The organism is Xanthomonas arboricola pv. populi (genome assembly GCF_002939945.1).
GTDB lineage: Bacteria > Pseudomonadota > Gammaproteobacteria > Xanthomonadales > Xanthomonadaceae > Xanthomonas > Xanthomonas arboricola_A.
Genome location: NZ_MDEB01000008.1, coordinates 128,653 through 144,253 on the forward strand (window position 1 = coordinate 128,653; position 15,601 = coordinate 144,253).

Annotated in this window: 11 protein-coding genes; all 11 read left to right on the plus strand. The window is 67.3% G+C overall.

Annotated elements, in window-relative coordinates:
- Window positions 1-387 precede the first annotated feature (387 nt).
- Entirely contained in the window at window positions 388-975 is a 588-nt protein-coding gene (locus XaplCFBP3123_RS18635) for an RNA polymerase sigma factor (protein ID WP_104535373.1), read from the plus strand.
- 2 nt (window positions 976-977) lie between these two features.
- Window positions 978-1,946, plus strand: coding sequence for a FecR family protein (locus XaplCFBP3123_RS18640; RefSeq protein WP_104535374.1), 969 nt, complete (start codon window positions 978-980; stop codon window positions 1,944-1,946).
- 156 nt (window positions 1,947-2,102) lie between these two features.
- A complete protein-coding gene (locus XaplCFBP3123_RS18645; RefSeq protein ID WP_216361747.1) occupies window positions 2,103-4,865 on the plus strand; it encodes a TonB-dependent receptor in 2,763 nt (920 codons plus the stop codon).
- An 11-nt stretch (window positions 4,866-4,876) separates the two neighbouring features.
- Complete coding sequence (locus XaplCFBP3123_RS18650) at window positions 4,877-7,009, plus strand: penicillin acylase family protein (protein WP_253254253.1); 2,133 nt, start codon at window positions 4,877-4,879, stop codon at window positions 7,007-7,009.
- 83 nt (window positions 7,010-7,092) lie between these two features.
- Window positions 7,093-7,569, plus strand: a complete 477-nt coding sequence (locus XaplCFBP3123_RS18655; protein ID WP_104535377.1) for a hypothetical protein — start codon at window positions 7,093-7,095, stop codon at window positions 7,567-7,569.
- A 123-nt stretch (window positions 7,570-7,692) separates the two neighbouring features.
- Entirely contained in the window at window positions 7,693-8,949 is a 1,257-nt protein-coding gene (locus tag XaplCFBP3123_RS18660; RefSeq protein ID WP_104535378.1) for a dipeptidase, read from the plus strand.
- Window positions 8,950-9,204: 255 nt separating this feature from the next.
- Window positions 9,205-10,515 carry an MFS transporter gene (locus XaplCFBP3123_RS18665; RefSeq protein WP_104535379.1) on the plus strand — a complete coding sequence of 437 codons (1,311 nt, stop codon included), beginning with the start codon at window positions 9,205-9,207 and terminating at the stop codon, window positions 10,513-10,515.
- A gap of 25 nt (window positions 10,516-10,540) precedes the next feature.
- Window positions 10,541-11,710, plus strand: coding sequence for a glycerate kinase (locus XaplCFBP3123_RS18670; protein WP_104535380.1), 1,170 nt, complete (start codon window positions 10,541-10,543; stop codon window positions 11,708-11,710).
- Between the two features lie 166 nt (window positions 11,711-11,876).
- Window positions 11,877-13,055, plus strand: coding sequence for a sugar diacid recognition domain-containing protein (locus tag XaplCFBP3123_RS18675; protein ID WP_104535381.1), 1,179 nt, complete (start codon window positions 11,877-11,879; stop codon window positions 13,053-13,055).
- Window positions 13,056-13,174: 119 nt separating this feature from the next.
- Window positions 13,175-14,926, plus strand: a complete 1,752-nt coding sequence (locus tag XaplCFBP3123_RS18680; RefSeq protein ID WP_104535382.1) for a sensor domain-containing diguanylate cyclase — start codon at window positions 13,175-13,177, stop codon at window positions 14,924-14,926.
- A gap of 135 nt (window positions 14,927-15,061) precedes the next feature.
- Window positions 15,062-15,454 carry a DUF2628 domain-containing protein gene (locus tag XaplCFBP3123_RS18685; protein WP_104535383.1) on the plus strand — a complete coding sequence of 131 codons (393 nt, stop codon included), beginning with the start codon at window positions 15,062-15,064 and terminating at the stop codon, window positions 15,452-15,454.
- Window positions 15,455-15,601: the final 147 nt, after the last annotated feature.

The following is a 15,601-nucleotide window of genomic DNA, read 5'->3' on the forward strand; positions in this document are numbered from 1 at the left end:
CCCCATGAAGACGGTACTGGCCTGCGCATCGGCGCCGGTCGTCGCGCCGGGATGCCACACGCTCAGGCCGCCAGGTACCGCGGTGCCCTGCACGGCGCCGCCCATCACCGTGGCAGCGCGCCCGTGTGCGCGGCGCGCCTGCATAACCCAAAGCAGTCAGGTCATTGCCAACGGCCATTTCGTTGGCCGCATCCGACCGGACATTGTCGATTTTCGGCGCGCGCTGCGCGGGTAGTGCCATCGCAGCGGGCCACCCGTCGAAGGGCATGGCGGAGTTGCGCCGCTGACGCATCGTGACTTCAAGAGCAGGTCCTTCGCTCGAATCCCCCGGAGAACGCAATGACTTCCTCACCTCGACGTGCGGGCACGTCAGCGGCCGCGTCCTAAATGCCGGCCATCGATTCCCAGCGCGCCGCCTGGCTGGCGACGCAGGTGCTGCCGCACGAGCCGGCGCTGCGGCGCTGGCTGCGCAAGCACGCCCCCGGCAACGTCGATTGCGATGATGTCATCCAGGAGACCTACGCCATTCTGGCCGGGCTGGGCGAGGTGGGTCATATCGCCAATCCGCGCGCCTATCTGTTCACCGCCGCGCAGTCGGTGCTGCTGCAGCAGGTGCGCCGCGCCAGGATCGTGTCGATCGAGAGCGTGGCGGAAATCGAGCGCCTGGACATCACACAGGACGAGCGCTCACCCGAGCGCCACGCCATTGCCGGTCAGGAGCTGCGCCGCATTGGCGAAGCGCTGGCGGCACTGCCGGACAAATGCCGCCAGGTGTTTCTGCTGCGCAAGGTCGATGGCCTGTCGCAGCGCGAGATCGCCGCGCGGCTCGGAATCAGCGAGAACACCGTGGAAAAACACATCGTGAAGGGATTGCGGCTGCTGATGGCGCGGATGGGCCGCACGCCTGCATCCGCACCGGCCGCCAGCCACGCGGCGCCGGCCACGCGCCTGGCCGATCCGCAGCGCGGCAGCTGAGCATGCGCAGCATCGACGACATTGCCGCCGCCTGGGTGGGACGCGAAGACGGCGACCGGCTCACGCCGGCCGAGCGGATGCAGCGCGACCGCTGGCTGGCCGAAGACGTGCGCCATCGCGGCGCCTATGCACGTGCGCACGCGGTGCACCTGCATTTCGATCGCGCGCGTGCGTTGGGGCAGGGCTTTGGCGCGGAAGCGACGCGTTCACGGCGCACGCATCGACGCGGCAGGTGGCTGGCCGCACTTGCCGCCTGTGTAATCGCTGCGGCCACCGGCATGCTGGCATTGCAGCAGGCCGTCCCCGACAACGGCGCGCCCGGCAGCGGCCATCACCTCACACGCATCGGCGAGGTGTTGCGTCTGCCGTTGGCAGACGGCTCGGCGGTGACGCTGAACTCCGGCTCGGAAGTGGTGGTGGAGTTCAGCGCCAACCGTCGCCAGATCCAGTTGCTGCGTGGCGAGGCCTTGTTCGATGTGGCCAAGGACCGTCATCGCCCGTTCGTGGTGATGGCGGCCGGCTCGGAAGTGCGCGCGGTCGGCACCAGTTTCAGCGTGCGTCGGCGGCAGGACGATGCCGTCAAGGTCGTCGTGCGCGAAGGCACCGTCGAAGTGGAGGCGGACCGGCGCGCACCGCAGCGGGTGAACGCCAACATGCTGGCCATGGTCAGCCCGACGCGGGCAGTACAGGTGCAGCCACTGCAAGCACGGCGCGTGCAGCAGTTGCTGGTCTGGCGCGAGGGAATGATCGCCTTCGACGGCGATACCTTGGCGCAGGCCGCTGCCGAATTCGCCCGCTACAACGACATGCGCATCCTGATCGACGACCCCGCGGTCGCGCGGCGCACCGTGGTCGGCCTGTACTCGGCCAACGATCCGGAAGGCTTTGCACGCTCCGTTGCGCTGAGCATGGGCCTGCAGATCGAACACACCCGTGGCGGCATCCACCTGCGCGGCGCACTCGCGCAGTGATGTGCACCGCTGCACGTCACCACCAGCGATGTCGATGGCGGAAAAGCGGCGGCCACGCATCCAACAGACAGGGGGCCACACAGCAACGGTGACGACGACCGGACAGCGGCGCACGCGCGCCAGCGGAGAGCAGTGATGCAGGCAGCAAGCAGGCGTTTGAGCAAGGCCATCGGCACGGCCGTGGCGATGATGGCAGCGGGAGCTGCCTTGGCAGCGTCGCCGCAGGGGCGCACGTTCTCGCTCCCCGAGAGCAATGCGGTGGTGGCGTTGCCGGAATTTGCGCGGCAGGCCGGCGTGCAGATCGTGGCACCCGGCGAATATCTGCAGCAGGTACGCACGCCGGCGGTGCAGGGCACGCTGGAATCGCGCGCGGCGTTGCGGCAGTTGCTGGCCGGCACCGGATTGAGCGTGGTCGAAGACGATGGCGAACGCATCACGCTGGCCTCGGCGCAGCCGATGACGGCCGCGTTGCACGGACATCCCGGTGTGGGCTACGCACAAGTGGACGCATCCGCACCAACGCCGCCAGTCGCCGCACCGCCAGCCGATGCCGCAGTCGGCAACCTGGATGCAGTGGTGGTCACCGGCGCGCGAGGCGTGCAGCGCACCGTCACCGAAAGCCCCACCCCGATCGATGTGATCGGCGCGGCGGAACTGGAAAAGACCGGTCGCCCGGGCCTGCTGTCGGCACTCAACGATCTGGTGCCCTCGTTCAATGCACCGGCCAAATCCGGCAACGGCACCTCGTATGTGATCGCCACCGGCGGGCTGCGCGGGCTCAATCCGGATCACACCCTGGTGCTGGTCAACGGCAAGCGGCGCCATCGCACCGCCAGCATCAACATCGCCGGCATTGTCGGCCGCGGCTCGGTGCCGGTGGACATGAGCCTGATCCCGGTCTCGGCGGTGGACCACATCGAGGTGCTGCGCGATGGCGCCGCCGCGCAATACGGTTCGGACGCAATCGCCGGCGTCATCAACATCCTGCTCAAGTCCGATGCCGAGGGCGGCAAGGCCGACCTGCTGTGGGGCCAGAACATCGACCGCGCCGACGGCGACAGCAGCAGCGCCGGCATCGGCAAGGGCCTGGCACTGGGCAGCGACGGCTTCGTCTATCTGGCCGCCGACGCCAGGTACCAACAGACCTCCAATCGCGCGGTGCCGGTGGCGGACGATTACCGGCTGTACTACCCGGTCAACGGCCAGCCGGACCCGCGCGAGGCCACCGCCAACCGGCTGATCACCCGCAACTTCGGCCAGCCCTGGCAGAAGGGCGCCAACCTGTCCTACAACGCCGAACTCGGCCTGGGCGGCGACCTGCGTGGTTATTCCTACGCCACTTACAGCCGCCGCCTGAGCGACCTGGAATGGTCGTTCCGCAATCCCAATGCCAACAACACCCTGCAGGAGATCTATCCGGACGGTTACAGCCCGCGCCTGCGCATCGACGAGACCGATTACGAGTTCACCGCCGGCATCAAGGGCCGATGGGGTGAGTGGGATTGGGACCTGGCCACCAGCTACGGCAGCAACGCCTCCGAACGCGACGGCCTGCACACGCTCAACGCCAGCCTGGGGCCGACCAGCCCCACCGAGTTCTATCTCGGCCAGCTGACCTCCACCGACTGGACCACCAGCCTGGACATCACCCGCGGCCTGCAACTGGCCGAGCGCCCGCTGCAGGTGTCGCTGGGTGTGCAGCATCGCTACGAAAAATACCAGATCCAGGCCGGCGAGCAGGCGGCCTATGCGGCCGGCGACTACGTGTTTCCGGCTAGCCATCCGCGTGCCGGGCAGGCACCGCCGCCCGGCGCACAGGGCGCGATTACCTTCCAGCCCGACGAGGCCGGCAGCCTGGATCGCAATAGCGGCGCGGCCTATGTCGATTTGACCTGGGACGTGGCCGACAGCGTGTCGCTGGGCCTGGCCGGCCGCTACGAGCGCTTCGACGATTCGGCCGGCGACACCGCGGTGGGCAAGTTCACCGCGCGCTGGGCCATCAGCCCCAGCTTCGCGCTGCGTGGCGCGGCCAGCACCGGTTTCCGCGCGCCCGCCCTGGCGCAGGCCCTGTACGCGGCCACCAACAGCAGCTGGCGCACGCTGGACAACGGCGATCGCGAACTGTTCCTGGCCAAGACGCTGCCGGTGGATTCCCCCGCCGCGCTGGCACTGGGCGCCGAACCGCTGAAGCCGGAGGAATCCACCAACGCCAGCATCGGCTTCACCTACAACCCCACCCGCGCGCTCAGCCTTACCGTGGACGCCTACCGCATCGATCTGGACGACCGCATCGGCATGACCGGCTACATCACCGGTGCGGCGATCACCGACCTGCTCACCCGCGCCGGCGTGTCCGGCGTCGACAGCGCGCAGTACTTCACCAATGCCATCGACACCCGCACCGACGGCGTGGACGTGGTGGCGACCTGGCGCATGGAGGTCGGCGACTGGGGCCGGGTCAACTGGAACCTGGGCTACAACTACAACAAAACCGAAATCACCCGCATCGCCGACAACCCGGCCGCACTGGACTCGCTGGGCGCCGGCTACGAATTGTTCGACCGTGCCTCGCGCGGCTACCTGTCGCGTACCCCGCGCAGCAAGCTGCTGCTGGGCGGCAACTGGGTGATCGGCGACTTCGCGCTCAACGTACGCGTCAACCGCTTCGGCAGATTCGACGTGCTGGAAAACAACCCGGCCAACGACGAACACGTTCCGGCCAAATGGATCACCGATCTGGAAGCGTCCTACGCACTGTCCGGGCGCATCACCTGGACGCTCGGCGCCAACAACCTGTTCAACCAGTACCCGAACAACATCGGCGCGGTCGCCAGCACCGGCAGCGGTTTCTATGTGACCAGCGTGCCGTACGGCTTCACCGGCGGCTCTTATTACACCAAGTTGACGTACACCTTTTGAGGAGCGATCCAGTGCCGCGACTTTCTTCGATGCGTGCGCATGCACGCAGCGCTTCCATCCGCGCAGGGCTGTTGATCGCGTTGGTGTGCGTCCCGCTGGCGGCGCTGGCCGGCGCCGGCAAGGACACCGGCGAGATCCTGTGGGACCGCTACGGCGTGCCGCATGTCTATGCCAGGACCGAAGCCGGCACCTTCTACGGCTTCGGTTGGGCGCAGACCCACAGCCATGGCAATCTGCTGCTGCATCTGTATGGTGAAGCGCGCGGACGCGCCGCCGAATACTGGGGCGAGCGCTACGCCGAACAGGATCGCTGGCTGGCCAGCAACGATGTCTACCCACGCGCGCGGCAGTGGTACCGACAACAGGCCCCAAGCTTTCGTGCCGACCTGGACGCATTCGCGCAAGGCATCAACGACTACGCGGCCGCACATCCGGATGCCTTGGACGCAGAGGTCAAGGTGGTGCTGCCGATCACCGGCGTGGACGTGGTGGCGCATGCGCACCGGCTGATGAATTACGTCTACATCGCCTCACCGGCCAAGGTGCTGGGCGAGCCGCCCAAGAACGGCCAGGCCCGCGATGGGTCCAACGCCTGGGCGCTGATGCCGAAGAAAACCCGCGACGGCCACGCCATGCTGCTGGCCAACCCGCACCTGCCCTGGGGCAGCGGCTTTTTCACCTATTACGAAGCGCATCTCAACGGACCGGGCGTGGATCTCTACGGCGCCACCCAGGTGGGCCTGCCGATCCTGCGTTTCGGTTTCAACAAGCGACTGGGTTTCACCAATACGGTGAACACGCTGCTGGGCCAGACCACCTACAAACTCACGCTGTCGGGCGAGGGCTATCTGCTGGATGGCAAGCTGCTGCCGTTCAAGCGAGAAACCAAGACCTTGAAGATCCGTCAGGCCGATGGCGCGCTGAAAGAACAGACCTTGCAAGTACGGCAGTCGGTGCACGGCCCGGTGTTCGAACGTTACGACGGCAGCACCGTGGCGCTGCGCGTGGCTGGTCTGGATCGCCCCGACATGCTCAAGCAGTACTGGGACATGGGCAAGGCGCAGGACTTTGCGCAGTTCCAGCGCGCGCTCAAGCAGCTGCAGGTGCCGATGTTCAACATCGTCTATGCCGACAACGCCGGCAATGTGCTGTTCCTGGACAACGGCATCCTGCCCAAGCATGCGCAAGGCGATTTGAAGTACTGGAGCGGTCTGGTGCCGGGCGATACCGCGTCCACGCTATGGAGCGATGTGCACAGCTACGAGGAGCTACCCAAGGTGATCAACCCGGCCGGCGGTTTCGTGCAGAACACCAACGATCCGCCATGGCTGGCAAGCTGGCCGCGCGTGCTGGACCCGAAAAAATTCCCGGCCTATGTCGCACCGCTAGGGCCGATGTCGTTGCGTGCGCAGAACTCGGTAAAGATGCTGGCCGAGCACGACAGGATCGATTTCGATCAGTTCGTGGCGCTCAAGCGCACCGCGCAGGCGCTGGCCGCCGATCGCACATTGCCGCAGTTGTACGCCGTTGCGGCGGACAGCACCGACCCTGATATTCTCGCCGCGATCGCCGTGCTCAAGGCCTGGGACCGCCACTTCGAAGCCGACAGCCGCGGGGCGTTGTTGTTCGAGGAATGGGCGCGTTTGTTCACTGGCGATGCGCGCTACCTCTCGCAGGCCGGTTATGCCACGCCGTGGTCGCTGGACGCTCCGCTGACCACACCCAGCGGCTTGAAGGACCCGGCGCTGGCGCTGCGTCAACTCAAGCAGGCCGTCGCCAGCACCAAGAAGACCTATGGCGCCATCGATCGGCCGTACGGCGAGGCGTCGCGCTTCCACCTGGGCGCTGTCGATGTGCCCGGCCGCGGCGGTTTCGGCAATCTCGGCGCATTCGACGTGATCACCTGGACCCCGCCCAACGCCGATGGCCAACGCCTGCCGCAGCACGGCGAAACCTGGGTGTCGCTGGTGGAGTTTTCCACGCCGCTCAAGGCCAAAGGCTTGATGAGCTACGGCAATGCCAGCCAGCCTGGTTCGGCGCACATCAGCGACCAGCTGCCACTGCTGTCCAAAGGCGAGTTCCGCACCTTGTGGACCACCCGCGAGCAGGTCGAACAGCACCTCGAGTCGCGCACCGACTTGTGATGCCCACCTTCCGACGATCGCCTCACCTGAAAGCAGCTACCCGACAGCACCGCCCAACATCCCAGCATCCAAGGACACAGACCATGCGTACCTTTCTGACCGCCGCCTTGTTCGCCGTCTCGGCGTTGACTGCCACGTTCACCGCATTGGCGGCCGATCCGCACGACGGCGCCTGGACCCTTGTGGAATCCAAATCCAACTGGAGCGACGGCAAGTTTCCCAAGGGCATGCGCCTGACCATCAACGTGCAGTTCTCCGACAACCGCATCGAATACCACTCCATCAACACCACCCGGCCGGACACGCCGTACAAGGTCGATTACGTCACCACGCTGGATGGCAAACCCAGCCCGCTCAACGAGCAGGCGCGCTTCAACCAGATCGCGGTGAGCAAGACCGGTGCCGACACCTACCAGATCCTCAAGATGAAGGACGACGACGTGATCGTCGGCGAGTTCTGGACCTTCTCTGCAGACGGCAAGACGCTGATCCGCAATGGGGTGGGCAAGTCGCCGGAAGGCAAATCCAAGGCGTATCACGAGTTCTTCGAACGCAAGTGACGCGTTGGTGCGTAGTCGCGGGCAGCAATGTCTGCGACCACGCGCCACGACAGCCAGTGATCGTGCAGCCGCTGATGCAAGCGCGGCTATGATCGATGCATCCCCCATCTTCTGCGAGCTGCCATGACCCTGCATCGCCTGTGCACCGCCATCCTGCTCAGTCTGGCCGTGGCCGCACCCGGCCACGCGCTGGAGTTTTCCAGGGCCGAGCTGGCGCGCGCCACCGCCTTGCAGCAACGGCTGGTCACGCTGGATTCGCATCTGGACACGCCGGCCAATCTGGAGCGCCCCGACTTCGACGTATTGCAGGCGCACGCGGGCAACCGGCTGTCGCAGGTGGATTACCCGCGTATGGTCGATGGCGCGCTGGATGGCGGCTTCTGGGCGGTCTATACCGGGCAGGGCAATCGCAGTGCGACCGCGCACCTGGACGATCGCGACGCCGGCCTGCAGCGATTGTTGAAGATCCACACGCTGCTGGCCGCGCAACCGCAGCGCTTCGCCTTCGCCACCACACCCGCCGATGCCGCGCGCATCAAGGCCGCTGGCAAGCGCGTGGTGTACATCAGCATGGAAAATGCCAGCCCGTTGGTGGCCGACCCCACGCTGCTGCGTTTCTATTACGCGCAAGGCCTGCGCCTGATGAGCACCGTGCATTTTCTCAACAACGAGTTCGCCGACTCGGCCACCGATCCCAAGGGGCCGGAATGGAAGGGCCTGAGTCCGGCCGGCCGGCAACTGGTGCAGCAGGCGCAGGCGCTGGGCATCGTGATCGACCAATCGCACGCCTCCGATGCGGTGTTCGACCAGTTGATCGCGCTGTCGCCGGTGCCGATCGTGCTCTCGCACAGCGGCGCGCGTGCGGTGTTTAACCATCCGCGCAATATTGACGACGCGCGGCTGAAGGTGCTGGCTCGGCACGGCGGCGTGATCCAGGTGAATTCCTACGGCGGCTATCTGGTCGACAGCGGCGCCAGCCCCGAGCGCAAGGCCGCCGAGAAGGCGCTGACCGAGCAATACGGCGGCTGGGAGCACATCAAGATGTCCGACGGCACGGCCCTGAGCGCCGCGCTCAAGGACCTGGATGCGCGCTACCCGATCAAGCGCGCCACCGAGGAGGATTTCTTCGCCCATCTGGAGCATGTGCTCAAGGTGGTCGGGCCGGAGCACGTGGGCATCGGCATGGATTGGGATGGCGGCGGTGGCGTGGTCGGCCTGGAAGATGTCTCCGACCTGCCGCGCATCACCGCCTGGCTGCTGCGCAAGGGCTACACCGAGCCGCAGATCGCCGGCATCTGGGGCGGCAACCTGCTGCGGGTGATGGGGCAGGCGCAGGCGTATGCGGCGGGGAATCGGGAATCGGGAGTGGGGAATCGGTAGAGCGCCTGGTGCCGGGATTTGGGATTCGCAAAGGCCAGGCGGTCCGTCGTGCGTGCGCTCCGAGTCCGGCATATGCCGGCCGTGCCTCCTGCGGAAGTTGGGCATTTGCACAAAAATCAGCGCTCACCTGCCCATAGACAGGCAGCAGCCTGACGATGCTTCCAGGAAAAAGCTCCAACTAGAATGCGCCGACCCCTGTGGTGCCGGTGCCAAGGCACGGCGTGCCGGCGGGCCCACCGACTGCTGGAGCGTGCGATGACCCAAGCCTCCCGGCCCCTGCCGCCCTCCGACGGCATGGGCCCGACCTACCGCAAGATCCTGTGGAGGCTGATCCCGTTCCTGTTCGTCTGCTACCTGTTCAATTACCTGGACCGGGTCAACGTGGGCTTCGCCAAGCTGCAGATGCTGGGCGATCTGGGCATGAGCGAGACCGTGTACGGGCTGGGCGCGGGCATCTTCTTCATCGGCTATCTGGCCTGCGGGGTGCCGAGCAACCTGATCCTGCAGCGCATCGGTGCGCGCCGCTGGGTGGCGATCATGATGGTCAGCTGGGGCCTGCTGTCGACCTGCCTGATGTTCGTGCGCACGCCGGCCGGCTTCTACACTCTGCGCCTGCTCACCGGCGCGGCCGAAGCCGGTTTTTTCCCCGGCATCGTGCTGTACCTGACGCGCTGGTTCCCGCGCGCCCAGCACGGCCGGGTCATGACCGTCTTCATGTCGGCCATTCCGATCTCCGGCGTGCTGGGCGGGCCGTTGTCGGGCTGGATCCTCGGCCATTTCTCGGCCGGGCAGGGCGGCCTGGCCGGCTGGCAATGGATGTTCCTGCTGCAGGGCCTGCCCACCGTGCTGCTGGGCATCGGGGTGTGGTTCCTGCTCAGCGATGGCGTGCAGCAGGCGACCTGGCTGGACCCGCAGGAGAAGCATGCACTGACCCGCGCGCTGGCCGCGGACGAAGCGGGCAAGCCGGCCGGCGCCTCCACCTCGCTGGGCGCGGTGCTGCGCAACCCGGCGGTGTGGATGCTGGGCACGGTGTACTTCTGCATCCAGAGCGGGGTGTATGCAATCAACTTCTGGCTGCCCTCGATCATCCAGGGCAGCGGCGTCACCGACCCGACCCGGATCGGCCTGATGAGCGCCATCCCGTACCTGGCCGCGGCGGTGTTCATGGTGCTGATGGGCCGCTCGGCCGACCGCCGCGGCGAGCGCCGCTGGCATCTGGTGATCCCGTTGCTGATGGGGGCGGCCGGCCTGTGCATCGCCGCCAGCGTCACCGACAACCTGGGTCTGGCCCTGTTCGGCATGACCCTGGCCACGATGGGCGCGGTCAGCGGCTTGCCGCTGTTCTGGCCGCTGACCAACGGCTTTCTCACCGCCGCCGCCGCCGCCGGTGGCTTGGCGCTGATCAACTCCACCGGCCAGGTCGCCGGTTTCGTCAGCCCGTACCTGGTGGGCTGGATCAAGGACGCCACCCACAGCACCGAGCTGGCGCTGTACGTGCTGGCCGGGGCCATGCTGCTGGGTGCCGCGCTGGTGCTGCGGGTGCCGGCACGCGCGGTGAACCAGTGATGTGTCCGTCCCAGCGAGTGTGCCCATGAAGATCGTTATCGCGCCCGATTCCTACAAGGAAAGCCTGTCCGCGCTGGAGGTGGCCACCCAGATCGAGGCCGGCTTCCGCGAGGTGTTTCCCGATTGGCAGTACCGCAAGGTGCCGGTCGCCGATGGCGGCGAAGGCACGGTCGACGCGCTGGTGGCGGCCACCGGGGGGCGGCTGATCGACTGCAGGGTCAGCGGCCCGCTCGGCGCCCCGGTGCAGGCGTTCTTCGGCCTGACCGGCGACGGCCGCACCGCGGTGATCGAAATGGCCGCCGCCAGCGGCCTGGCACTGGTGTCGCCGGCCGAGCGCGCGCCGCTGCGCACCAGCACCGCGGGCGTGGGCGAGTTGATCCTGGCCGCGCTGGATGCCGGCGCGCGCCGTTTCATCATCGGCATCGGCGGCAGCGCCACCAACGACGGCGGCGCGGGCCTGGCCCAGGCCTTAGGCGTGCGGCTGCTGGATGCGCAGGGCGAGTCGATCGGCCCCGGCGGCGGCGCACTGGCGACGCTGGCGCGCATCGACACGCAGGACCTGGACGTGCGGTTGCAGGACTGCCGGTTCGAAGTGGCCTGCGATGTGGACAACCCGCTGATCGGCCCGACCGGCGCCTCGGCGGTGTTCGGCCCGCAGAAGGGTGCCACCCCCAGCATGGTGCGCCAGCTCGACAGCAACCTGCAGCACTACGCCGATGTGCTGCAACGCGACTTGGGCGTGCGCCTGCACGATCTGCCCGGCGGCGGTGCGGCCGGGGGCCTGGGCGCGGCGCTGGTGGCGTACCTGGGCGCTCAGTTGCGGCCGGGCGTGGAGATCGTGGCGCAGGCGCTCGGGCTGGATGCACTGGTCGCCCAGGCCGATCTGGTCATCACCGGCGAAGGCCGTCTGGACAGCCAGAGCCTGCACGGCAAGACCCCGGTGGGCGTGGCGCGGGTGGCGCAGCGGCACGCCAAGCCGGTGATCGCCATCGCCGGTTGTCTGGGCAACGGCGCCGCGCTGCTGCATGGGCACGGCATCGATGCGATGTTTGCGGTGGTGCATCGCGCCTGCACGGTGGAGCAGGCGCTGGCCGAAGCCGCCAGCAACGTGCGCATCGCCGCACGCAATGTGGCCGCGGCGCTGCAGGTGGGCCGGGCCTTGGCGCAGCTGCCTGCGCGTGCAGACGTGCGCTGACGGCAGCGCGCGGGATGCTTCGCGCAGGCTGTGCTCGCGCAGCCGACACGTGATCCACTGGCGCTGCATGCCTGGTGCGTGAGCGCAGCACAGGACGCTGCACCGTCATGCAGCACCGAACATGCCATCGTGCCCTCCCTCGATTGCGTCAACAGAGCCCACACCCATGCTCACGCTCGACCGCACCCTGGCGCAGTCCATCGTCGACCGCGCCATGACCATCATCGACGGCAACGTCAATGTGATGGACCACACCGGCGTCATCATCGCCAGCGGCGAGCCGGCGCGCATCGGGCAGCTGCACGAGGGCGCGTTGCTGGTGCTGTCCAGGCAGGGCCGGGTGGAGATCGATGCGGCGCTGGCGCAGCAGTTGGACGCGGTGCGTCCGGGCGTCAATCTGCCGCTGATCGCCGACGGCTGCATCGTCGGCTGCGTCGGGCTGACCGGCGACCCGCAACGGATCGGGCAACAGGCCGAACTGGTGCGCATGGCCGCCGAAGCGATGCTGGAACAGGCCGGCCTGCTGCGCCTGCTCGCCCGTGATGCGCGCCTGCGCGAAGAAGTCACGCTCGGCCTGATCCGCGCCGACGGACCGATCCCGGCACTGGCCGGCTGGGCCGAACGGCTCGGCATCGCGCTCGACCTGCCACGCGTGGCGGCCGTGATCGAAGTGGAAAGCGACACCCTCCACCTGGACGCCATGCTGGTGGAACTGCAGCGCCTGCACACGCTGCTGTCCACGCCCGAACGCGGCAACCTGATCGCCGCCACCGCGCTCAACGAACTGGTGGTGCTCAAGCCCGCACTGGATCGCCGCGGCCACTGGGACGTAGACGAACAACGCCGTCGCGCCCACACCTTGCTCGAGCGCATGCGCGCCAGCAGCCCGCTGCGGATCCGCCTCGCGCTGGGGCAGTACTTCCCGCAGCCCAACAGGCTGGCCCTGTCGCACCAGATCGCACGCACCACCATGCGCATCGGCAAGGCGCGCGCGCCGCAGGCCGATGCGTTCTTCTACGACGACCACCGCCTGCCGGTGCTGGTGGACGACCTGCGTCAGGCCTGGCAGGCCGACGAATTGCGCAAGCCGCTGCAGGCACTGCTGGCACAGGACCGTCGCGGCGACCTGTTGCAGACCTTGTCGGTCTGGTTCGGCGCCGGCATGCGCATGGCGCCCACCGCCAAGGCACTGGCCATCCACCGCAATACGCTGGATTACCGCATGCAGCGCATCGAGGAACTCTGCGCCGTGGACCTGCGCAACACCGACGACTGCATGCGCCTGTATCTGGCCTTGCAGATGCGCGACGACACCGCAGCAAGCGGTACCGAGCCCGCCCAGTGACAGGGCGCGTAGGCTGCGCACTGCGCATCTTCTGTGCGATGGCGCGCGCAACGCTGCGTTAGCAGGTATGTTTGGTCCGCTAGACTGAACGAATTGCCGGGGAACAAGCGAGCATTCCATTGAGCCACTGCGACGCCGTCGTGTCATCCACCTCCCGCGAGGCCGAGCGGTTGTCGCGTCTGGCGCTGCTACAGGTCGTCGATACCGGTGCCGAGCCATTCTTCGACGCGCTGGCCGCCGCCGCGCAGGCGATTGCCGGCACGCCGATCGCGCTGGTGTCGTTGGTGGACGAACATCGCCAATGGTGGAAGGCCAATATCGGCCTGCCCGACGCCAGCGAAACCCCACGCGAACTCGCGTTCTGCACCTACACCATCCAGGACGATGCGGTGATGGAAGTACGCGATGCGCCGGCCGATCCGCGCTTTTGCGACAACACGCTGGTCACCGATGCGCCGGGGATCCGTTACTACGCCGGCGCGCCGATCGTGTTGTCCGACGGGTTGCGCATGGGCACCGTGTGCGTGATCGACCAGCGCCCGCGCGCGCTGGAGCCGGCGCAACTGGCCGCCTTGCAGCAGCTGGCCAGGGTGGCCGCCGAAGGGCTGGAGCAGCGCCGGCTGATGCTGGAGCGCGAAGCCGCCAACGCGCAACTGCAGCAACGCCTGCGCGAGAGCGAAGCGTTTCTGGAGCGCACCGGCCGGGTCGCCGGCGTCGGCGGCTGGGAAGTGGATGTGGCCAGCGGCACCGTGACCTGGTCGGACCAGACCTGCCGCCTGCACGATCTGCCGGCGGGCCACCGGCCGACCTTGGCTGAGGGGATCGGCTTCTACCCGCTCGATGCGCGCGCGGTGATCACCGAGGCGGTCGAGGCCTGCATGCGCGATGGCACGCCCTGGGACGTGGAGCTGCCGCTGGTCAGCGCCACCGGCCGGCAGCTGTGGGTGCACAGCACCGGCGCGATGGAGCATGTGGACGGACGCACCCGCCTGATCGGCGCGATCCAGGACGTCACCGAACGCCATCGCGCGGTGGATGCGCTGGCCGCCAGCGAGCGCAAGTTCCGCAACATGTTCCAGTACAGCCTGGGCCTGATCTGCACCCACGACATGGATGGCCGCCTGATCAGCATCAATCCGGCCGCGGCGCGCTCGCTGGGCCGCAGCGTGGACGACATGGAAGGCCGCTCGTTGCTGGAATTCATCCGCCCCGAGCGGCACGCCTCCTTCCAGGGCTATCTGTCGCGGATGGTGCTCGACGGCCAGGACGCCGGCGTGATCGAGCTGGTCGCCAGCGATGGCAGTCTGCGCCATTGGCAGTACCGCAACGTGCTGGACGTGGAGTCCGATGCCACCGTCGTGCTGGCGCACGCCCAGGACATCACCAACCAGTACCAGCAGGAGAAACAGCTGCTGGAATGGTCGTTCACCGACCCGCTCACCAACTGCTACAACCGCCGTTTCCTGGACGAACTGGACAAGCGCGACCCCAGCGTGCGCTGGGGCTGCATCGTGGTGGATCTGGACAAGTTCAAGCTGGTCAACGACACCCATGGCCACCAGCGCGGCGACGAGGTGCTGGTGCAGATGGCCTGGTTCCTCAACCAGCCGCTACGCACCCAGGACCGTCTGGTCCGCCTGGGCGGCGACGAGTTCCTGGTGCTGCTGCATCAACCCACCCAGTCGCAGCTGGCGGCATTGGCGCACGACTACGTGGCCGCCACCGACGACGCCCCGATCCAGTTCACCCTGGGCACCGCCCTGCGCGACGAGGGCGAGGCGCTGGCGGCAGTGGTCGATCGCGCCGACCGCTCGCTGTATGCGCTGCGCCGGGCGCGCCGCGGCACCGGCGTCAGCGACCAGCGCGAGTGACGCGCGCCGGTCCCGCAAGCGGCCACTGCCGAAACTGATCGGCGGCTGACCTTCCCCCTCTGGCCGGCGCCAAACAACGTGCCGATGAATACGCGATCGCCTATCATGTAACCGTTTTCAACTAAATGGTTTGGAATGGACACCTTCGATCGCACCCAACTCAGTCCCAAGTGGCAGTTCCGTTTCGATTTCTTCGACCGTCACGGTGGCCCCAAAGACCCCAGTTACAAGAACGCACTGAAGACCCTGAGCTTTGGTGAAAAGGTCAAGGTCGGCATGAATTTCTATGCCTTCTTCTTCGGCGTCATCTATTTCTTCATCATCGGCCTGTGGCGCAAGGCGTTGAGCCTGATCGGCATCAGCATCGTGGTGAGCATCGTGGCCTCGTTCCTGCCGGCCGCGTTTCAGAATGTGCTGTGGCTGCCGCTGTCGTTGTTGACCGGCATGATCGCCAACTACGCCTATTACCTGGACAAGGTGAAGGGCAGCACCAGCTGGAACCCGTTCGAAGGCATGCGCTGGATCTGAAGCAACCGCGTCACAGGCGCGTCGGCCCCTCCCGCCGCCACGCCAGCGTCGCCAAGCCCGGTCACTGACCGGGCTTTTTTTATGGGCCAACCAAGCCCCGGGGACCAAGCCCCTCTCCCCCCGGGGCGATAAGGCACAGCTTGCGCG